Raw genomic sequence first — 23002 nt, 5'->3', positions numbered from 1 at the left:
ACTGATAGAATAATTGAAAGTAACAAAGCGACAATTCCTAAAACCAAACTTATTTTAGGCAACATAGTTTGAGCATCTGTGTTTTTGCTTTAGACAAATCAAATACTGCAATACTGATATTTTCGCCTGAATTTGATCGTTGTAATTTTTTTATCTATTTCCTAATCTTAATTATTTCAAAGGTTTTTGATCTTATTTTTTTAATGTTTAATTCTTCCGGTTCTTAGAATGAATTAACGCAAAACTTGATCGTTATGATCCTCAATTTTATCTTACCAATGATTTGAGAATATCCAGAAAGATGAACAACATCATCGTTGCTACTAATAAAGCAGCAATACCTAAGATCAAACCTATTTGTGGTAATGTCGTTGGGGCTTTTGCCTTCTTTGCCTGAGACAATCCAATGGTGCCAAAAATTATGGCAAGAATCCCGCCAATTAACGCAAATACATCAAAACAAGGGATAAAAGCAGCTATAAAAGATACTATTCCCAGCACTAAAGCTGCAATACTCATTCCTTCTCCTTTATTTGAAGACCGTAATTCTTCTTTCATACCCTATTTGATTTGATTATTTAAAGGCTTCGGATACTGTTTTTTGATGTTTCGAATCAACTCTTCCAATCCATTTAGTTTTAGTTCGTAGACGAGTGCTAATTGCTGCCCCAGTTCACCATTTGGAAATCCTTTGTTATGATACCAAACTACATAATATTCAGGAAGATCAATTAAAAATCGGCCTTCGTATTTTCCGAAAGGCATTTTGGTATGGGCTAATTTTATGAGAAGTTTTTTATCTGGTTCCATTTTTTTTTAAAGAAAAAAGAAGCAAGATCAAAGAATACAGACTCATTCTTTTTTCTTGCTTCTAATTGGTACAAAGCTATTATTTATTTTTATTCTTTTATCACAGATTAAAAATTTAAATGATTTTCGCCACGAATCCACGAATTATATTTAAATTAATTCGTGAATTCGTGGCGAATATTAAAACTTAGAAAGGCAGCTACTCAGCACCTGATCAACTTAGTAATGCCATCTCACAAAAGCTTCCATCGCCGCATAAGTTGCTAAACCTAATTGCTGGTATAAATCAGCTGTTTCGGCATTTCGGTCTTCGGCTCTTTGCCAAAACTCTCTGGCGTCTGTTCCCTGAAAAACAACGCCGTCTTTTTGTGATTGGTGTTTGAAAATTCCGTGGCGTTTTGCCAATACCTGATCAGGGCTCATAGGCACGGCCATTTCTACTTCGTCAATTCCCCATTCCTGCCATGCTCCGCGGTACAGCCATAACCAGCAATCATCCATAAATGATTTTGGTTTTAAGGCTTTAACTGCTTCAAAAATAGCATCCAGGCACACCTTATGCGTTCCGTGCGGATCAGCTAAATCTCCTGCAGCATAGATTTGATGTGGTTTAATTTTCTCGATTAAATCCACTGTCAATTGAATATCTTCTTGTCCGATTGGTTTTTTCTCGATTGTTCCGGTTTCATAAAATGGTAATTCCATAAAATGAATCTGATCATCGGTTAATCCAACAAAATGACTCGTTGCCCTTGCCTCGCCTTTTCTGATTAACCCTTTGATATAACGAACTTCAGGAATATCAATTTCGCTGTTCTTTTTGTTCTCTAAAAAGGTCTGTGCTTTTTGGTAAATGTTATCTGCTTCAGCACTTTTGATTCCGAATTTTTCATTGTAGTCAATTACAAATCTTGCAAAACGCAATGCTTCATCATCGGCAACGGCAATATTTCCAGAGGTTTGGTATGCCACGTGAACTTCATGTCCCTGCTCCTGCAAACGCATGAAAGTTCCTCCCATACTGATAATATCATCATCTGGGTGCGGACTGAAAATTAAAACCCGTTTTTTTGCAGGCTCTGCTCTTTCCGGACGATTGGTATCATCTGCATTTGGTTTTCCGCCTGGCCAGCCTGTAATGGTATTTTGTAATTTATTGAATATTTTAATGTTAATGTCGTAAGCCGGACCGGAATCTGCCAGTAAATCGCTCATTCCGTTTTCGATATAATCGGCATCAGTAAGCATCAAAATTGGTTTTTTAAGATCCAGTGCCAATCCTAAAACCGCTTTTCTGATTAATTTATCTGTCCAGATAATTTTCTCTACCAGCCACGGTTTATTAATTCTGGTCAGTTTTGAAGAAGCTTCTTTATCTAAAACAAAAACCGCATTATCGTGCTCTTGTAAAAATGAAGCAGGAATTCTGTTGGTCACTTCACCCTCAACCGATTTGCTTACAATATTTGCTTTTCCTTCACCCCAGGCCATCAAAATAACCTGTTTGGCTTCCATTATTTTTTTAACTCCAAGGGTAATGGCTGTTCTTGGCGTATTGCTTAATCCAAAGAAATCTTTACTTGCCGCAACTCTTGTAATATGATCTAAAGCGACTAAGCGTGTTTTTGAATTTTGCAGTGATCCGGATTCATTAAAACCTATATGTCCGTTACCCCCAATTCCCAGGATTTGCAAATCGATTCCGCCTAAAGCTTCGATTTTAGCTTCGTAATTATGGCAATAATCTGCGATTTGTTCCTTGGTTAAAAGTCCGTCCGGTACATGAGCGTTTTCAGGTAAAATATCCACATGATCAAACAACAATTCTTTCATAAAACGAACATAACTGTTGATCGAATTGGGTTCCATTGGATAGTATTCATCCAAATTAAAACTGATTACGTTTTTAAAACTCAGGCCTTCTTCTTTGTGCAAACGAACCAGTTCAGCATATAATCCTTTTGGAGAAGAACCTGTTGCCAAACCTAAAATACAGGGTTTGTTTTCTTTTTGCCTGGATTGAATTAAAGCTGCAATTTCCTGCGCTACCGCTTTTGAAGCATCGCCGGAATTTTCGAAAACAACCGTATTGATGTTTTCGAATCGTTTCTCAAAACCTGTCGCTTTGTCTATTTTACTTTTTAACATGATATCGTTTTTTTTAATTCCTCTCTTCAATTTTCCAACTTCGGTATTTATGACCTTTTATAGCATAAAAAAGAATCATAACATAAGATGGCAACAACATTAAATAGGCAATCTGATTTCCGCTTTTTGAAGTTTCAACCGTTCCGTTTGCGATATTTGATGCGTTTATATTTTCTGTAATCAAACCATAAAACAAAGGAAAAATTGCTCCTCCTATGATTCCCATGATTAAAATTGCACTTCCTATTTTAGTATATCCTCCTAAATCTTCGAGTGCCATTGGCCAGATTGCCGGCCAGCACAATGCATTTGCCAATCCTAGTAATGCTACTAAAAGTATCACAACCGGCAAATTTGGAATTCCGGGCAACTGAACCATTATTTTTGGCGAAATCAATACAATGACTACTACCAGGATTAAGCCTAAAATTCCGGATGCTTTTAAAGCCGTTACCTGCGAAAGGTATTTTGGAATCAATGTAATTCCTAAAATATACCCCACCACCATTGCCGACATGGTGAAAGAAGTCAGTTTTAAATAAAAATTTCCTTCTGTTCCATATACTCCCAATTCCTTTCCGAAAGCTCCAATAGAATCCCCTGCTAAAACTTCGGCTGCCAGATACAGCATTAAGGTGATTACTCCTAACACCAATTGAGGACGTCTGAAAGCATTTCTGACTTGTTTAAAAATACTTAAATGCGATACATTTCCGTCTTCGTCCAGATCAATTTCAGGGAGTGGAGACAGCTTTACCAGCAGTGCCAAAACCATTATAATCAATCCCATATAAAGGTAAGGTCTTTGTAATTGTAATGCAAGGGTATTTAAGGCATTTGATTTTGAAACCGAATCTAACAGTGCAATTTTATCTGCGGTAAACTCCTGCATATTAGACAACACTAAAGCTGTTAAGATAAGCGGGGCCACAAATCCTGCCAGTTTATTGGCGATTCCCAAAACACTGATTCTGGCGGCAGCACTTTCTCTTGGACCAATAACCACTACATAAGGATTTGATGCTGTCTGCAAAATTGCCAAGCCGGTTCCCATTACAAACAAAGCAATTAAAAACAACAAAAAAGTTCGGCTTTCGGCAGCCGGATAAAACATAAAAGCACCTGCGGCAATGATCAGTAATCCTAACGAAATGCCATTTTTATATCCTACTTTTTCAATTACCCAGGATGACGGAACTGCCATGACAAAATAGGCAATATAAAAAGCAAAAGTCACAAAATAAGCCTGAGAAGAAGTTAACTCACACGCTAATTGAAAAAATGGGATTAGCGGTCCGTTAAGCCAGGTTACAAAACCCAGAATAAAAAATAATGCAGTTAAGATTATCATCGGAATAATGGTACTCCTTTTCTCTATATGTAATGCACTTTCAATGTTTGACATAATACTTTTGGTTGATGGTTAATAGATTCGTTATTTTCTCTATCTAAAATAACATCAACTTTTTCTGCAAATATATTGCAATTAAAACACAATTAAATGCATTTTTTTTGCAATTTTAAAACAAAAGTAGTCTAATAAGTTGTACTTATCCGTAAATTAGATATCAATTTTTTGTTAATTTTTCTTATTCATTCCAGTCTAAAACCGGGTAATATTGTTGTAAATAGCGCTTTACATCAGCGATATCTTCTTTGGCAGTTAAATCCGGAACGTGCTCTGAAAATGGAATTCCTAATGTCGTATTTGGATGTTCTTTTACGGAGTTTAAAAGTACTGTGGGCAATTCTTTTTCCTCTCTCTCCGGATGAACAGGACAATTTTTAAGATGCGTGTATAAAGTACTTCCGTTAAACTTAAATGCATTCATACTCACTCTTATTTTGCCTTCTACATCTTTGTAATCTGCTAAAACTTCCGGCGACGGTTTTTCCAGAATATCCAGCAATTGATTGTTTTGATCTAATTTGGCAATTGCAAAACGAGAAATCCTTTCTGAAGGAAATTCTAAGGCGTCACGATCATAAGCGATAAAAGCATTTGGACTATTGGTTGCTCTCAATGCCAACAATGCTGCAGCCGAATATAGATTATCGCTATTGCAAACAGAGTATTGCTGCGAATTTAATTCCGGAAATTGTTCAACTGCCTGAAATAAAGCATCAGCAGTACCAAAAGGTTTTACTCTTCCGTCCGGAATATACTGTATTGCAAAGGAGATATTCAGTCCGTGAAAATTATTGTTTGTATTTTGGTTTCCGTAAAATTCTTTAAACAGTCCGCCTTGTTCTCCAATAATAATGTAAATATTTTTATATCCTGCTTTTTGGGCATTCAATAAAAGGTAATCCAATAAAGGTCTTCCGCTCGAGCCAACGCCAATTAAACCTTTGCTTCTTTCGTTTGCCTGTGTTATTTCTTCCGGTGATAAATTAGCTGTAACGGCTTCTTTTTTCATGCGGGATGATGCTCCGCCTGCCAAAATGATTAAATTGTTGTGCATGTTTTGCTTTTTAAATTTCAATGTTTTCAATAATTCTCACGCCCGGATCTACATTTACGGCATAAGCTTCCAGGGCACCTGCTTTTAAAATAGCGGCTATAACCTGATCTTCTTTTGCAGGATCGGCGATCACAACTATGCTTCCGCCACCTCCGGAACCTACAATCTTAGCTCCGTAAGCTCCTGCTTTTAGGGCTGCATTGATCATATTATCAATTCTTGGAACTGTGATTTTTAATAAATCGCGTAACACTTCATGATGCTGGTTCATTAATGCTCCAATTTTTTTAAGATCTAAAACCGGCTTTTCAAATTCTTTTAAAGCTTCCTTGGTGTAATGGTAATTTTTTAAAGCGGCTTCAAAAAACGGAATCAATCGATCCGGCAAACAATTTCTATACTTATCTATGTCTTCGATTTCTGATGTATTGAGATCAAAATCAGGGAAATTTTGTTTCACAATGCCTATAGACATCAAAGCATTGCCTTTTATTTCACCGATCAAACCAATGGTTTCTTTTGGAACTCCTGAAACTCCGGTAATCAGTCCTTTTAACCCTGTTCCGATAATTTCGTATGTAAAAGGCTGTTTGGTATTGATGTATACAATATTCCCCACTCCAATACTAAAATGATCCATCATTCCGCCTGGCTCTCCGTGTTCCAGAACTTCAGATTCATAACCAATTTTCGAAATAAATTCAGACGTTACTTCATGATCTACTCCAAAGGCAGCAATCAAAAAACGAATCCATGCCATTAATAGAGCAGATGAACTCGATGTTCCTGAATTAATTGGAATATTTCCTGTAATGGTAATGGTATACCCCACTTTTGGTACACAGCCGTATCTGCGCAGTACCCGCAATGACGAAGCAAAATAATCACGGGGTTCTAAAGTTTCAAAAGTAGCATTGATAGGAATGGTACGAATCTCATTAATATCGACCATATTCAGAACAAAAGTTTTGGTGTCATTTTGTTCTGCCGTTAGTTTTATATCCCGATCAATGGCACAGGCAATAACCGGCAATCCTAAATAATCCTGATGATCTCCAAAGAGACATGTCCGGCCCGGGGCTAATGAAGTAATTTTTCTCACTTGAAAATTTTATAATAAAACACTGCAAAACAACATATTACAATGTAAATTGGTTAAGAATTTAATTTATTTTTTGGGTTTTGATTCTACGAAACTATATATTATATTTTTATAAACCAAGAAAAAAACCAAAAATGTGCTCGAACACACTAATTAAATGTTCTCGAGCACACTAAATAATTCCTGCACCATTTTTAAATAATTAAATCAAAGTTTCTATATTTGCCCATATGGATAAAAAGTACACAATTAAGGATATAGCAAAAATGGCGGGAGTTTCTAAAGGAACTGTTGACCGGGTTTTGCATAACAGAGGAAAAGTATCTCCAACAGCACTCGATAAAATAAACGAAGTCCTGAACGTTATCAATTATGAACCTAACTTAATTGCCCGAAATTTAAAAAACACAAAAGTGTATCGCATTTGTGTTTTACTGCCTGATCCTAAAATTGACCCCTACTGGCTTCCCTGTGTCAACGGAATTCAGGAAGCAATGACCGAATTCAAAGCCTATAGCGTAGTCATTGAAACGCACTATTTTAATCCTGAAAGTACCAAATCATTTTTAAATACGCATGAAACCATTATCAGCCAATCACCAGACGCTGTTTTAATTGCTCCTTTGTTTCATAAAGAAACTTTAGAAATTGTCAAACAATATGATGAATTGGGTATTATAGTGAATACTTTTAATAATCAGATTGAAGGCGAATCTATTAAAGGTTTCGTGGGACAGGATTTGTATAAAAGCGGCCGGGTTGCAGCCAGTTTAATGAACCTGATTTTAACTGAAGGCCAGATCGCGATTATCCATATTGATGAAAGCCTTAAAAATGCCCTTCACATGCAGGAAAAAGAAAAAGGATTCAGGAATTATTTTGAAGAAAAAAAGATTGCCGGTTTTTCTTTAACCACTTTAAAATTAAAGCATCCGAATGTTGAAACTAAGTTTTCTGCTTTTATAGATGAAAACCCAAACTTAAAAGGAATTTTTATCACAACATCTAAGGCATATCAGATTGCCTCCCTTTTAGCTCCTTTAAAAGATAAAAAAATTGCCCTTATTGGTTACGATTTAGTCGAGAAAAATGTAAACTTCCTTAATCAGGGACTGGTTCATTTTTTAATCCATCAAAATCAAAAAAGACAAGCATACTTGGGCGTAAGCACTTTGGCAGAACACTTTATATTCCGCAAAGATATTCCGGAAACGATCTTGCTGCCTATTGATATTATTAATGTGGAGAATGCTTCGTTTTATGTATCGTAATGATTTGACCACGGGTGGAACGGATTAAACAGATCAACACAGATTATTTTTAAACTTCTCAAATTAAACCCGTCGAAAAACCAGTCTAAATCGTTGGGTTAAAAACAAATCTTCCAAACGAAGATGCTATATGAAAATTAGGCGTTTCTGTATTTGGGTCTACCCACGAAATCCAGGTTGGTTCGTATTGCAGGTTTTCAACCAGAGAAAATTTTGCCCTGTAAACACCGGCCTCAATTGTATTGTTTTGAATTAGATTTAAATCTTTTAGGGACTGAATACTAATTCTGCCTGAGACTGTAAAGGAAATTTCATCTTTTGACGTTTTTACTTCTATATCCTTTTTGGGCCATTTCCAGCTAAAATCAAAATCTTTGTCCGGATAGGCTTTAAAATCCATGATTCGTCCGGATGTATCAATTTCTAAACAGTAATAGGGATTAAGGCTTTCATTGGTTCTAAAAAACAGTTCTACCCTGTCTGAGTTTCCGATGCTATCAAAACTGTCATCTTTTCGATCAAGATAAATGTCGCTATCAAAAACCTTAAAATTAAAATAGAAATTCTCCTGGTTATAAAGTGCCCTGAATTCAATTTTCGAAATTGAATCATCATGCCATGGAGAACAAAAATCGGTTAGGCCATTTGCTTTTTCTGTAAAAAATGAACCTAATTTTTCAATAGAAATCTGCTCGTTTTGCCCTATCGAATTTACCTGATATTCTTTCACAATCTGACGCTTAAATTTTGTTAATTTTTATTTTGTACTATTTTGAAAAACGGCACAAAATAGTGCTCCTTATTTTTGCATTTTTACTGGTTACGAATATACACCAAAAAATACTTCTTTATTGCGCAAAAACAATCCTTTAAAATTTAGTTTTATTAGTAAGAAAAGCAATAATAAAAGCTTGTTTATTTAGAATCAATTTCACCTCCCATTTGCGAAATTCTTAATATTTTAAAGCAACACCTGTTATTATCACCACAATTGATATTTTGTCCAGAAAGAATGACAAAATCAAAAAGGCTTTTTATGCCCCGCTATTTTATAATAATGACACGAATTTAAGTCAAAAAAAACGATTCGCACAATTTTATGTGCTCGAGAACATTAATTTTGTGTGTTCGAGCACATTTTTCGTGTTTTTTCTTGTTTAATAAAAATATAATCAATAGTTTCGTCACATATTAATCTTAAAACTAAGTTAATTAAGGTCTTTTTTAACGGTTTTTAAGCTCTTAAAAACGAATAAAAATGGAAGAAATAAGCTGAAAAAAGATTGAAAGAGCGCGTTCCTTATTTTAAAAAAAATACTCTTTAAAAAAAAACAGATTACGAATCAAAAAAATTAAATCATCAAAAAAGAAATCTAAAACTTACAAACAAAACAAAGCAAATTAATCATTAACCAAACCCAATTTAAGTATGAAATTATTAACCCAAAAAAAACCTAGAGATTTTCGGATTAACATTCTGGCGAGTAAAGAAATTAAACTCACATTTCTTTCGCTATTAGTTTTTACATTTCAGGCTTCAGCAGCTTCGTCAATAAAAATATCCGAAAAAAATAGTGCTTCTCTGTTTTTTGAGAAAACTATTAAAGGAAAAGTTACAGATCAAAACGGACTTCCTATTGCAGGTGCCAATGTTATTGTAAAAGGCAGTACAAATGGTGTGCAAACAGATGTTGACGGAAGTTTTGCCATTACTGTAGCTGATAATGTTACTAAACTTATTGTGACTTATATTGGCATGGAAGATCAGGAAGTAACAATTGGTAGCACTCCTCTGAAAATTGTAATGAAAGAGGTAGGTCAAAAATTAGAAGAAGTAGTTGTAGGATACGGAAAAGCGAAGAAAAAGGACTTAACCGGTTCTGTAAGTTCTATAGGTAAAGACAACTTAAACTTAGGCGGAACCATTTCTAATGTTGGACAGGCTTTGCAAGGACGTGCTTCAGGAGTTCAGGTACAACAAAACAGTTATGCTCCGGGAAGCAGCCCGTCGATTGTAATTAGAGGCGGAAACTCTCTTAATACTTCTAATGCGCCATTGTATGTAGTTGATGGCTTTATTACCAGTACAGGTGCACAAATTAGCCCGAATGACATTGAGAATATTCAGATTTTGAAAGATGCTTCGTCTACGGCAATTTATGGTGCACGAGGTGGAAATGGGGTAATATTGATTACCACTAAAAAAGGAAAATCAGGAAAAATGCAAATTGAAGCTGAAATCTCTGATGGTTTTCAAAATATTATCAAAGAACCTTCTTTGTTAAACGGACAGCAATATGCTGATATTCAAAATGCAATTGCAAAAGAAAACGGCAGACCTCCGGTTTTTCCGTCAAGTTTTCCGGTAGCCAATACCAATTGGTTTGCAGCGGCAACACGTCCGGGAGAAGTATTGAACCGAACGATTAACTTTAGCGGAAGCGATAAAACATCTAAATTTTTTCTTTCAGGAAATTACTTAAAACAAACAGGTGCTTTAGAAAATACGGATTTCAACAGATATTCTGTCAGAATGGGTGCCGAGAAAAAATTTAGTGATAAATTAAATATTGGTACTAATATTTACGGTGCTGCAAGTGAAGGACATAATAGTGATTTTGGTGATAATATTTTATCTCCTATGTATTCCATTCAAACAGCTGCGCCTAATCTTCCCATCTATAATGCTGACGGAACGTATTATAAATATCAGGGAAAAGATAATGCTTTGGCCCTTTTACTGGAACCAACAGATCATACCATAAACAGATTGGTTAACGGAAATATGTTTTTGGACTATGAAATTATTAAAGGACTTACTTATCATTTTGGTGCGGGAGCTGAATGGCAGGAAAATATTCAGGGAAAATATACCCCTAGAACTTTAGTAGCCGGAGCAGCCCTAAATGGTACCGGATCTGAAGAAAACAAAACTTATTTCAGATGGAGTACAGAGCAATATTTAACCTATAAATTCAATATAAAAGAACAACATTCTTTTTCAGCCATGATTGGTACTTCTAATCAAAAAGATACTTTCGAAAGAATGAAAGCTTCGGGTTCCGGGTTCTCTAATGATTTGCTGACGTATTACAATCTTCAGGGTGCAGCAGTTTACCTGAAACCTGAAACAGAAAAAACAGAAACAAAACTGACTTCTTACTTTGGAAGGCTGAACTATGGTTTTGATGATAAATATTTACTTTCTTTCACAATAAGAAAAGATGGTTCGTCTCGTTTTGGCCCAAATAACAAATTCGGAATTTTTCCTTCAGGAGCTATTGCCTGGAAAATAACGAATGAACCTTTTATGCAAAAACAAACTACTTTTTCTGAGCTTAAATTAAGAGCCAGTTACGGTATTACCGGAAATGACGGTATTGGAGATTATGCTTACATGAACAGATTAACATCGTGGGGAGTAACTATTGGAGAGGGTAACTTTGTTGGCGGGACGGAACCAGCCAATTTAGCCAATCCTAACCTAAAATGGGAGCAAACTGCTCAGACCAACTTTGGTTTAGACATGGGATTCTTCAATGATAAACTTACTGCTACAATCGACGTTTACGAAAAAAGAACTACTGATGCCCTTTTGAATGTTCCTGTTGGAGGATGGTGGGGATTTGATACACAAAGAGTCAACTCCGGAGTAATTCAAAACAGAGGAATTGAGCTTGGAATAAGCAGCACAAACTTTAGAAACGATAAATTTTCTTGGACAACCTCTCTGAATGTGGCTTACAATAAACAAGAAATTATATCACTTGCTGACAATGTAAAGATCATAAGCACAAATACTTCTAACCCAAGCGGTACTGTTTCGGGCCAGGAATTTACAAGATTAGTTCCGGGAAAAGAAATGGGCGAATTGTTCGGGTACAAATATGCAGGGGTAATAAAAACCGGAGAAACATATGCTGCTCAGCCGCTGTCTGTAGCCGGAGATCCAAAATATGTTGATGTTAACGGTGACGGAGTAATTAATGCTGATGACAGAACGTATTTAGGAAATTCTACGCCACATTATACGGCAGGATTAAACAATGATTTCAAATTCGGAAATTTTGATTTGAATATCTTCTTCCAGGGCGCTTTTGATTATTCAGTTTACAATATGACAAAAATGGTAGGTGAATCCTCAACCAGTACAGATGCTTTGAATCGTTGGGTTGCCGGAACAAATGAAAACACGGATATTCCAAGAGACGGATATTACAAAAGTAAATACGGTAGTTATGTAAATTCAAAATTTGTTGAAGATGCCTCTTATATCCGTTTGAAAAATGTTTCTATTGGATATTCTATTCCGGAAAGCCTTTTGAAACCAACAAAATTCATCGATAGTATCAGATTGTACGCCATTGGTCAAAATTTATTTACGATCACCAATTATTCCGGAAACGATCCTGAAGTAAATGGTCACTTTACTCCTGACAACACCACAAAGCAAAACTTAGGAGGAGGAATCGACTTTAACTCATTCCCGGCTTCAAGAACCTTTATTTTGGGAATAAAAGTCGCCATTCACTAGTCTAAAAAAGCTTTTGTAGTAACATTAAATTTATTAAAATGAAAAAATATACCATACTATTACTGCTACTTACCGCAGGAACACAGTTTTCCTGTAATCAGGATCTTGATCCTACGGTGTATAGTAACCTGACCAATACAAACGGTTATCAAACCAAGTCAGATGCTATAGCAGCCATTAACTCAATTTATGGCAGATTAAAAGGTCCGTCAGTAGGAGATAACTTTTCGTACTGGGCAACAAGACACTTTGCATTGACAGATATTGCAACAGATTTAGGTCATTGCCAATTTGGTGGAGATCCGGGACAATTGTCTTTAGGTACCTGGAGTTCGACAAATGGTTTGCTTAAGGAGGACTGGAACGCGATGTATAAATTAGTTGCTAATGCCAACAGTGCCATCTTCAACATTACACCAATGTCAGGAATTACTGCTGCCGAAAAAGCACAGTTTTTAGCCGAAGCTAAATTTTTAAGAGCATCTGCTTATATGGATTTAACCGATGCCTGGGGTCCTGTAGTTTTAATTACAGAAGCCAATTTGGGAAATCCGGGGTATCTAGATCAGACACCACCAACATCTGTTGAAGAAATTGATGCTTTTATGATTAAAGAATTGAATGAAGCGGCAGAAGTATTGCCCGTTAATTATAAAGAAAATGCTATTTACGGTACTAATGATGTAGGTCGTGCCACAAAAGGTGCAGCACTTACTTTATTAGCAAAATTGTATCTGCGCAATCATGACTGGCAGAAAGTAGCGACATTGACACAACAAGTAATCAATTTGAATGAATACAGTCTCTTCCCTACTTATTTAGGTTTGTTTAAAGAAAGTAACAAATGGTGCAGCGAAAACATCTTTTCTTCATTAAGTGATGCCAATACAAACGGAACTGAATTATTGAACCATTTTGGGCCAACAGATCATCCGGTTGTTCAGAACAGATGGCAATATTACACCGTAAACTGGGATTTCTACAACACTTTTGGTGATGAAGACGACAGAAAAAAATGCTTTTTCCCTGAATTTATGGGATCAGACGGTTTGTTACACAAGCAAGCTCCTTCTTTGGGCGCTCAACCACCTGCCGGTGTACTTTACATGCCGGATGTATCAACCAGAAAATACGCAGATGATGAGACTACTACCTATTATGACGGGCATAGTGTAAACATTTTACGTTACGCAGATGTATTGTTAAGCAGAGCCGAAGCCTTAAACGAAATTAGTGGCCCAACTCAGGAAGCTATCGACCTTATTAATAAAGTTAAAGCAAGATCACACGCAAAGCTTTTAAATATTAGTGATTACAATCAGAATAGCTTAAGAGATGCTATTTTACAGGAAAGAGGATGGGAACTTTTCTATGAGGGAAAACGTCGTCAGGATTTAATCAGAATGAACAAATACGATGTTCTTGTAAATGCGTACCACTTAAGAGTTGGAGAAGCGGCACAAATTAAAATGCCACAAAATAAATATTACACATATCCTCAAAGTCAGGTAGATCTTAACCCTAAGTTAAGTAATGCCGACAGACAATAAAGGAATCAGATCAGGAATAGGCAGATCAGTTAAAACTGTCTATTCTTGATTTTTTATAAAAAAATGTACTTTTCTGTTTCATAAAAGAAGCCTAAAGATGATACAAAAATTAATCGTAAAATGGAGTTTTGTTTTAGTCGTACTTGTATTGGCAAGTTGTTCTAAAAATCAGGGTAATTCGATCTCAAATATCAATATTGGGACTCATAGCAACAACGAATTGAAAATTCAAATCGATGTTACTACGAAGGACGATGTGCAGGTATATGCAGAATATTGGTCTGATCAAAAAGGAATAAAAAATAAAATAACCTCTCCAATTTCAAAAACAGGCCTCTCCCATTCTTTGGTACTTTGCAATATCACTCCCGAAACCAATTATAGTTTTCAGTTAGTTACCCTTAAAGGCGAGGAAAAAGACACCAGTAAAATCTATACCTTTAAATCCCGAAAATTGCCGGAATGGCTGCAAAAACAATTCAAAGCAAATATTCCAAAACCGGAATTATTGCCGGAAAATTTTAAAAAAGGCTTTATGCTTTTAGCCAAGAGAGAAACTCCCGGAACGGCTTACATAGTAGATTACAAAGGCAATTTAAGATGGTATCATACTGTTGAAGGAACAGGTTTTAAAGTAACCCATTTTACCAAAGAGCAAAGCATTATTGCTATTTTAGGAAAAAATGATGAACCCACCAGTTACGGAAGCGAAATTCTCGAAATCAATTTACAAGGCGATACCTTAACACACATTAAAAAAGGTCAGGGCGATTTTAAACAAGTACTTCATCACGAAATCATTAAAAAATCGGCTAACGAAATTGTCACTCTAACTGTCGACCAAAAAATAATGGATTTAACTTCTATTGGAGGAAAAAAGAACGATACAATCAACGGAGACGGAATTCTAATTTTGGATCGAAAAGGAAAAGAGCTCTGGAAATGGAGCGTTTTTGACGACTTAGACCCAATGAAAGATAAGGATTTACTAAAAACAAAAAAAGACTGGACGCATGCCAACAGCCTGAATTACGATAAAGACGGCAATTTTCTAATTTCTTTTTACAACAACGGACAAATCTGGAAAGTAGATTCAAAAACCGGAAAAGTAATCTGGAAGTTAGGAAAAGGAGGAAATATGGCCATGTCTAAAGATAGTGATTTCTCTCAGGCCCATGCCGCACACATTAATCCCGAAGGAAGTTTACTGTTTTTTGATAATGGCGTAGATAAAAAACAATCTTCGGTTTTTGCTTTAAAAGTAGATGAAAAAGGAAAATCGGTAAAACTGGATTTCCACATTAATCTTCCCAAAGAAATTTACAATGACCGAATGGGAAGTGCTTATATGATCAACAAAGAAACAGTCCTGTGTTGTTGCTCGAAAAGACATATCACTGTTTTAACCAATAAAAAAGGAGTTTTGCTTTGGGCTTTAGAATCCGAAATTCCGCCTTATCGGGTAGAGTTTATTCCGCAGGAAAAAATGAAACCATTTCTTGTCAATTAAATAAATTGATTCTCTTGCAGGATTTTTGAAACCCTTACAGGTATTATAAAAGCTCGTTAGTTATTAAATATTAAACACATAGAAACATAGATTTTTATGTGTAAAAAAGAAAACAAAAAGAAATACATTTCTCTCACATAGATCGCTATGTGTATTTAAATTAAGTGAAACGCCTTTTTTAAGTAAGCAAAAGCTATGTTTCTGTGCGTTAAAGATAATTGCAACCAACAGGTTAAGAACATCAAATAAAAATACCTGACCGTTTTTTGAAACCTGTCAGGATAAAAATAGTAAACATGAAAAAAATAATTCTTATTGGTCTCTTTTCAGCATTGCCAATGGTTGTTTTCAATTCCTGCAATACTTCAAATTCGCAGACATTGGCAGCAAAAACAACTGAAGATGATTCGTATATCACGATCGATACATCGAAAATTCCGGATGATGAATTTGGGGAGTCTGTACGTTATGGAAGAGAACTAATGCTTAAAACAGCTTATTATATAGGTCCAAATGGGGTTAACGGAAAATATTTAGGCAACAAAATGAATTGTACCAATTGCCATCAGGACGCTGGTACAAAACCTCATGCCTTCAACTTAATGTCTTCTCATGATAATTATCCACAATACCGCGGGCGTGAAAATAAAGTCCTTACGCTGGCTGAACGCGTTAACAATTGTATCATGCGCCCACATTCCGGAAAAGCACTTCCGCTTGACGGAAAAGAAATGGTTGCCTTTTTATCCTATTTTAAGTGGATCAGTAAATTTGTTCCAAAAGACGGCAACTTTAAAGGCGCCAAAAACTTAGAAATAGAATTTCCTGATGTAGCCGCAAGTCCGGAAAGAGGAAAAGCATTATTTATTGAAAATTGTGCCCGCTGCCACGGAAATAATGGCGAAGGACAATACAACGCTGATAAATCAGGTTATACCTATCCTCCACTTTGGGGCGAATACGGATATCAACCCGGTTCCAGTATGCACAGGGTCATCAAACAGGCACAATGGTTAAAAAGCAATATGCCTTATGACAAAGTAACCCTGGGAAAACCGTACCTTACAGACAATCAGGCACTGGACATTGCAGCTTATGTAAATGACGATAAAATACATACAAGACCAAACCCGAAAACATTCGATTATCCGAACAAAATGGGTAAACCAATTGATTATGCGCATAGCCCTTTCAACGATAATTTTTCTGAAGAACAACACAAATACGGTCCATACAAACCTATAATTGCCTATTGGAAAAAAAATGGATGGAAAGCCGTTTACTAACTTTACAAAATAAGCATACCCTTTTAACCCGAACATCAAAACAATGAAACTAAACTCACACAACAAACCAATTTTAAGCCAAATAGTGATCCTGTGTTTTTTCATACTCAGTATTCCATTAGCCGCACAACAAATAAAATATACAGATGGAAACGACAGCTGGAACCCGAATCAATTAGGGAATCATCGTGTTGCAGTAACATTTTCCGGAACAGGAAATGTAGCTAAAACGACTATAGAATGGCGCAGAAGAGATGAAAATCCCGAGCTGAAAAAAATCATTGTTCAGGATGCTTCAGGCAAGGAAGTCCAAAACATAAAAACCGCTAATATCAATAGAGAAAACGGAACTGTTTTCTTTGAACCTGTTTCAGGAAAAGGAATGTATTACGTGTATTATATGCCTTATATTGATGAGGGAACGGCTAATTATCCTAAAGGAATTTATGCAAAACCGGAATATAAAACAGATGCACAATGGCTATCAAAAATCACCCCTAATCTGGCTGATAATTGTACTGTAACCGAGATTCAGAGTATAAATGCTTTCAATAGTTTTTACCCTATGGAAATCATTGCAACTGCTGCCGAAACCAAAGATCTTATTGCTAAAAACAGCGGTAACACTTTCTTAGTTTTCCCGGAAGACAGATTGTATTCGATCCGAATGAAAAATGATTTACCACAAAGATGGATTCAAAAAGGAGTACAAAATACATTTTCAGATACCGCACAAAAAGGAGAGTATCTGGCTTTTCAGCTCGGGATTTATGCTTTACAGGATTTAAGCCATGTAAAAGTTACTTTTTCAGATTTAAAAAACAGTAACGGAGCAATCATTTCGGCAAAAGACATCAATTGTATCAATACAGACGGTGTGAAATATGATGGAAATCTTTTTACTAATACTGTTTCTGTTTCAAAAGGAAAAGTTCAGGCAATGTGGTGCGGAATAGATGTTCCCCAAACTGCTGCTGCCGGAACGTATACAGGAAAAGCGACAGTTGTTGCTGACGGAAAATCTACAGCAGTTACACTTGAGATAAAAGTAACAGCTGAAGTTACTAAAAACGGAGGAATCGATAGTCCGGAGAAAATGACACGTCTAAAATGGCTGAATTCTACTCTGGCTCAGGAAAATACTGTTATCGCTCCTTATACTCCTTTAATGGTAAAAGATGCTGAAATCTCTTTATTAGGCAGGAAATTAGTTTTAGGTACAAACGGTTTTCCAACCCAGATTCAAACTTTTTTTACTCCGGAAATGACTAAGGTTACGACAAAAGCGAATAATCTTTTGAGTGCCCCTTTCGCCTTCCATTTTATAGATGCAAGCGGAAAAGAAACCACACAATGGAAAAACTCCGGATTAAAATTCACTAAAAAAGAAGCCGGAACAGTTTCCTGGGAAAATACTTCTACTTCTAAAGCTATCCAGATGGATGTAAACGCTTCGATTGAATTTGATGGCTTTTTACATTACACCGTAAAAGTTACCGCACTTGAAGATGCTGCTTTTAATGATATTAATTTTCAAATACCAATGCAGCCGGCATCAGCCAAATATATGATGGGATTGGGACAAAAAGGAGGCGATCGTCCTGTAACTTTTGACTGGAAATGGGATGTGGCACATAAAAACCAAGACGGTGCCTGGATCGGAAATGTAAACTCCGGATTGCAGTTTTCTTTAAGAGATGAAAAATACAGCCGCCCTTTAAACACGAATTTCTATTTACAAAAACCATTATTATTACCAACTTCATGGGGTAATGAAAATAAAGGGGGAATTACAATCATGCCAAACCCAAAATCAGTTTTGGTAAATGCCTACAGCGGGGCCCGCAGCATGAAAAAAGGAGATATTTTATATTATAACTTTACCTTATTAATCACCCCATTCCATACCATCAATACCGATTTTCAATGGGATACTAAATTCTACCACAAATACAGTCCAATTGATTCTATTGCAAAAACCGGGGCAACGGTAATCAATATTCACCATGCAAATGCCATCAATCCCTATATCAATTATCCTTTTATCGAATTTAAAAAGATGAAAAGTTATATCGATGAAGCACATGAAAAAGGATTAAAAGTTAAGATTTACAATACCGTCAGAGAGGTTTCAAACAAAGCCTATGAAACCTTTGCTTTAAGAAGTTTAGGCCATGAAATTTATTCTCCCGGAAAAGGTGGCGGATTCTCATGGTTGCAGGAACACGTTGGCGACGATTATATTGCAGCCTGGTTTGTACCTGAAATTAAAGACGCAGCAATCGTAAACAGTGGTATGAACCGTTGGCATAATTATTATGTTGAAGGCATGAACTGGCTAACTCAAAATGTAGGCATCGACGGTATTTATCTGGATGATGTTGCTTTTGACAGAATCACCATGAAACGTATCAAAAGAGTATTGACAAAAGACGGACATCCGGGAATTATCGATTTGCACAGTGCCAATCAGTACAATAAAAGCGACGGATTTAATAATAGTGCCAACTTGTATATGGAGCACTTTCCGTACATCAATAAATTATGGTTCGGGGAATATTTTGATTATGAAAAAAACCAACCTGACTTTTTCTTAACCGAGGTAAGCGGAATTCCGTTTGGATTAATGGGAGAAATGCTTCAGGACGGCGGAAATCCATGGAGAGGAATGGTTTACGGAATGACCAACAGATTACCGTGGAGCGATAACGCTGACCCTAGAAATATTTGGAAACTTTGGGATACTTTCGGAATCAAAGGTTCTGAAATGATGGGTTACTGGAGCGAAAACTGTCCGGTAAAAACCTCCAACGATAAAGTTTTGGCAACTGTGTATAAAAAGAACGGAACAGCCCTAATCTCAATCGCAAGCTGGGCAGATGCTGATGTAAATGTAAAACTGAATATCGACTGGAAAAAATTAGGAATCAATCCTGCACATGCAACAATCACTGCTCCTGAAATTACAAATTTCCAACCTGCAAAAACGTTTACACCAAAAGATGAATTGCCTGTTGCAAAAGGAAAAGGATGGTTATTAATTGTTAAGTAATAAACAATTGTCCCGTCTTGTTTGCGGAAAGTTTACAGCATAACTAAAAAGTTGAATGCCACAGATTAACACAGATTAAAAAGATTGTTTCAAATCTATCTCAATATAGTAATCGGTATTAATCTGTGGTAAAAAAAATAACCACAAAAAATAGCGCTCCATATGAAACTAAGACCGTTTTTATCCATTTTGCTCTTTGGAAGCCTCTTTGTCAACGCACAAAATAAAACCACTATAAAAGAATACAAAAAAGTATTCACCACCTATCCGTTTTCAGATCCCGATCCGATTCCCAAACCAGACACTAAAATTTATCCGTATTATCGTTTTGATGGTTTTACCAATAAACCGGTTCAAAAAGAATGGAAAGTAATTGAACTTGAAAACGATTATATCAAATTAATGATCCTGCCCGAAATAGGCGGAAAGGTCTGGTCGGCTGTAGAGAAATCAACCGGAAAAGATTTTATTTATAACAATCACGTTATCAAATTCAGAGATATTGCCATGCGTGGTCCGTGGACAAGCGGCGGCGTCGAAGGCAATTACGGCATCATTGGACATACGCCAAATTGTGCCACCCCGGTCGATTATACTATTGTAAAAAAAGAAGACGGAAGTATAAGCTGCGTGATTGGAGTATTAGATTTACTGACGCGTACTTCATGGAAACTCGACATCAACTTACCAAAAGACAAAGCTTATTTTACAACAAGTTCGTTTTGGTTTAATGCAACCGAAGCAGAACAACCCTATTATACCTGGATGAATACCGGTATCAAAGCAGCTCAGGATCTACAATTTATCTATCCCGGACAAAGCTATATTGGTCATAACGGTGAACACAATTCATGGCCAATTGATAAAGAAAACGGCAAAGATTTATCCTATTACAAAAACAATGATTTTGGAGGTTATAAATCCTACCATGTATTTGGCAAATACAATGATTTCTTTGGCGGATATTATCACAACGAAGATTTTGGAATGGGCAGATATGGTAATTACGATGACAAACCCGGCAAAAAAATATGGATTTGGGGACTCTCTCAACAAGGTATGATCTGGGAAAAATTACTAACCGATACTGACGGTCAGTATGTAGAAGTTCAAAGCGGCAGATTGTTCAATCAGGCAAGTGAAGGCAGTAATTATACCCCTTTTAAGCAACGCTCTTTCGCACCATATCAAACCGATTCCTGGACAGAATATTGGTTTCCGGTAAAACAAACCAAAGGTTTTGTAAAAGCCAATAATTACGGTGCAGTCAATGTCAAAAACGAAAACGGATGGTTGAAAATCTATTTTTCGCCCCTTCAAAAACTAAACGAAAAGCTGGAAGTTTTTGATAATGGAAAGAAAATTTATTCGAAAGATATTGCTGTTAACACACTTCAGGTATTCAAAGATTCTATTCAGGTTGCCGTTAACGAACACCAGTTAAAACTAACCCTTGGCGAAAATAAACTGGTTTGGAATTCGGCTCCGGAAGATGAAAACCTAAACAGGCCTTTAGAAATTCCCAAGGATTTCGACAACAATTCGGTATACGGATTATACCTGCAGGGAAAAAACTATATCAGTTTTAAAGACTATGTGAAAGCCGAAGAAAAACTAACCGCCTGTCTCGAAAAAGATCCTAACTACGCTCCTGCCCTTTCTGACCTGGCGTCTTTACAAATTCGTAAATTTCAATACAGCGAAGCCATTGTTACCGCCAGTAAAGCTTTATCTGTAAATACTTATGATCCTGCTGCCAATTATTATTACGGGCTTGCCAATTTACACGCAGGAAATATAACCGATGCCAAAGATGGTTTTGATCTTGCCGCTGCAAGTGTTGAATTCCGCAGTCCTGCTTATACTGCTTTGAGTAAAATTTATTTTACTCAAAAGGAACAGGCCAAAGCCCTTGAATATGCTGAAAAAAGTTTACTGAATAATCAATACAATCTCGAAGGACTGCAGGTATTGGCAGTTATTTATCGTTTGCAAAATAATACCATAAAGGCAGCTGAAATTCTAAATACCATTAACAAAGCAGATCCGTTAAATCATTTTGTGGGCTTTGAAAAATTTCTTTTGGAAAAATCAGATACCTCAAAAGTGAATTTTACCACTTCTATTCAAAATGAAATGCCGGAGCAGACTTACCTTGAATTAGGAATCTGGTATGCACAACTGGGACTTAAGGACGAAGCTTTGAAGGTTTTCTCACTAGCTGTTCCCAATGCTGAAATGATGTATTGGAAAGCCTTTTTAGAAAATACAAAAGTTGATTTGCGTCAAATTCAACCTCAAATTAGTTTTCCGTTCCGTTCAGAAACAGCTGAAATTCTAAAAAAACTGATCCAAACCAATGATCAATGGCTATTAAAATATCATTTAGCCTTAATCGAATGGAACCATGAAAACATTTCCCAAGCCAAAGAATTGTTTTTGCAATGTGCCAATAAACCAATAGATCCGGCCTTTTATGCTGCAAAAGCAGCCTTGATGAAAGACGATTCGCAATTGGTAGTCTCCAGTCTTCAGCAAGCTATTAAACTCGATAATCAGGGCTGGAGATATCATAAATTACTGGCAGAACATTATATCATTCAAAAACAATATGATAAAGCTTTAGCCATCGCAGAGCCTTTCTATAAAAAACATTCTGAAAATTATGTAATAGGAATGTTATATGCCAAAACATTATTACTCAATAAAAAATACGCTGTTGCCGATGCTTTTTTAACCAAATTAGAAATCCTTCCGTTTGAAGGGGCAACTGCAGGAAGACAATTGTATCACGAAGCCAAACTGATGCAGGCCTTAACTGAAATGCAAAACAAGCAATACAAAAAGGCCTTAAAATTTATTGCCGAAGCCAAATTTTGGCCCCAAAATCTGGGTGTAGGAAAACCATACGACGAAAATATTGACGAAAGACTTGAAAATTGGTTAGACTATCAATGTTACACAAGTTTAGGCAACACCCAGACTGCAGCAAAATCATTACAAAAAATCATTTCTTTTAATCCAAAAGTTGACAACACAGTAATGAATTTTTTACCGGCAAATCAACTGGTTTCAGCCTGGGCTATTGAAAAAACAACTTCAGTACAAAAAGCGGAAGACTGGTTGCAACATCAGGCAAAATTATATCCGGATAATAAAATAATACAATGGGGTTTAGAAGTTTATACTAAAAAACAGTCGGGTTTATTAACGGAAGACGAAAAAGACGGAGAAGTCAGAATTATAGAAAAACTTTACACCTTATAAAAAAATA

Annotated in this window: 14 protein-coding genes; 7 read left to right on the top strand and 7 right to left on the bottom strand. The window is 36.2% G+C overall.

Features of this window, described 5'->3' with window-relative positions:
- Window positions 1–267 precede the first annotated feature (267 nt).
- From ACHRWY_RS08515 to ACHRWY_RS08490, 6 genes are all read right to left on the bottom strand, one after another.
- Complete coding sequence (locus ACHRWY_RS08515) at window positions 268–558, bottom strand: hypothetical protein (protein WP_395353833.1); 291 nt, start codon at window positions 556–558, stop codon at window positions 268–270.
- Window positions 559–561: 3 nt separating this feature from the next.
- On the bottom strand, window positions 562–810 hold the full coding sequence (locus ACHRWY_RS08510; RefSeq protein ID WP_395353832.1) for a DUF3820 family protein: 249 nt from the start codon (window positions 808–810) through the stop codon (window positions 562–564).
- Window positions 811–1029: 219 nt separating this feature from the next.
- Window positions 1030–2958 (bottom strand): glucosamine-6-phosphate deaminase, encoded by a 1929-nt coding sequence (gene nagB, locus ACHRWY_RS08505; protein WP_395353831.1) that lies wholly within the window; start codon window positions 2956–2958, stop codon window positions 1030–1032.
- A 13-nt stretch (window positions 2959–2971) separates the two neighbouring features.
- Window positions 2972–4363, bottom strand: coding sequence for a sugar MFS transporter (locus ACHRWY_RS08500; protein WP_395353830.1), 1392 nt, complete (start codon window positions 4361–4363; stop codon window positions 2972–2974).
- A 184-nt stretch (window positions 4364–4547) separates the two neighbouring features.
- Window positions 4548–5423: a sugar phosphate nucleotidyltransferase gene (locus ACHRWY_RS08495; RefSeq protein WP_395353829.1), complete on the bottom strand. Its 876-nt coding sequence runs from the start codon at window positions 5421–5423 to the stop codon at window positions 4548–4550.
- A 10-nt stretch (window positions 5424–5433) separates the two neighbouring features.
- Window positions 5434–6525, bottom strand: coding sequence for a mevalonate kinase (locus ACHRWY_RS08490; RefSeq protein ID WP_395353828.1), 1092 nt, complete (start codon window positions 6523–6525; stop codon window positions 5434–5436).
- Window positions 6526–6755: 230 nt separating this feature from the next.
- On the opposite strand from ACHRWY_RS08490, the gene ACHRWY_RS08485 reads away from it, so the two are divergent.
- Window positions 6756–7796 (top strand): LacI family DNA-binding transcriptional regulator, encoded by a 1041-nt coding sequence (locus ACHRWY_RS08485; RefSeq protein ID WP_395353827.1) that lies wholly within the window; start codon window positions 6756–6758, stop codon window positions 7794–7796.
- Between the two features lie 85 nt (window positions 7797–7881).
- Here the strand turns inward: ACHRWY_RS08485 and ACHRWY_RS08480 are convergent, their stop codons facing one another.
- Window positions 7882–8526, bottom strand: coding sequence for a carbohydrate-binding family 9-like protein (locus tag ACHRWY_RS08480; RefSeq protein WP_395353826.1), 645 nt, complete (start codon window positions 8524–8526; stop codon window positions 7882–7884).
- A 699-nt stretch (window positions 8527–9225) separates the two neighbouring features.
- Here ACHRWY_RS08480 and ACHRWY_RS08475 point away from each other — a divergent pair.
- From ACHRWY_RS08475 to ACHRWY_RS08450, 6 genes are all read left to right on the top strand, one after another.
- A complete protein-coding gene (locus ACHRWY_RS08475) occupies window positions 9226–12330 on the top strand; it encodes a SusC/RagA family TonB-linked outer membrane protein (protein ID WP_395353825.1) in 3105 nt (1034 codons plus the stop codon).
- A 38-nt stretch (window positions 12331–12368) separates the two neighbouring features.
- Window positions 12369–13880, top strand: coding sequence for a RagB/SusD family nutrient uptake outer membrane protein (locus tag ACHRWY_RS08470; RefSeq protein ID WP_395353824.1), 1512 nt, complete (start codon window positions 12369–12371; stop codon window positions 13878–13880).
- Window positions 13881–13977: 97 nt separating this feature from the next.
- The gene (locus ACHRWY_RS08465; protein ID WP_395353823.1) at window positions 13978–15390 is read left to right on the top strand and encodes an aryl-sulfate sulfotransferase; all 1413 of its coding nucleotides are present in this window, start codon (window positions 13978–13980) and stop codon (window positions 15388–15390) included.
- Between the two features lie 296 nt (window positions 15391–15686).
- Window positions 15687–16676: a c-type cytochrome gene (locus ACHRWY_RS08460; protein ID WP_395353822.1), complete on the top strand. Its 990-nt coding sequence runs from the start codon at window positions 15687–15689 to the stop codon at window positions 16674–16676.
- Between the two features lie 43 nt (window positions 16677–16719).
- The gene (locus ACHRWY_RS08455; protein ID WP_395353821.1) at window positions 16720–19728 is read left to right on the top strand and encodes a glycoside hydrolase domain-containing protein; all 3009 of its coding nucleotides are present in this window, start codon (window positions 16720–16722) and stop codon (window positions 19726–19728) included.
- A 162-nt stretch (window positions 19729–19890) separates the two neighbouring features.
- Window positions 19891–22995 (top strand): DUF5107 domain-containing protein, encoded by a 3105-nt coding sequence (locus tag ACHRWY_RS08450; protein WP_395353820.1) that lies wholly within the window; start codon window positions 19891–19893, stop codon window positions 22993–22995.
- Window positions 22996–23002: the final 7 nt, after the last annotated feature.

It is taken from the genome of Flavobacterium sp. FlaQc-48 (genome assembly GCF_044007335.1).
In the GTDB taxonomy this organism is placed as follows: Bacteria; Bacteroidota; Bacteroidia; order Flavobacteriales; family Flavobacteriaceae; genus Flavobacterium.
The sequence above is the reverse complement of the archived record's forward strand: the minus strand, read 5'-3'. Positions and strand labels throughout refer to the sequence as shown.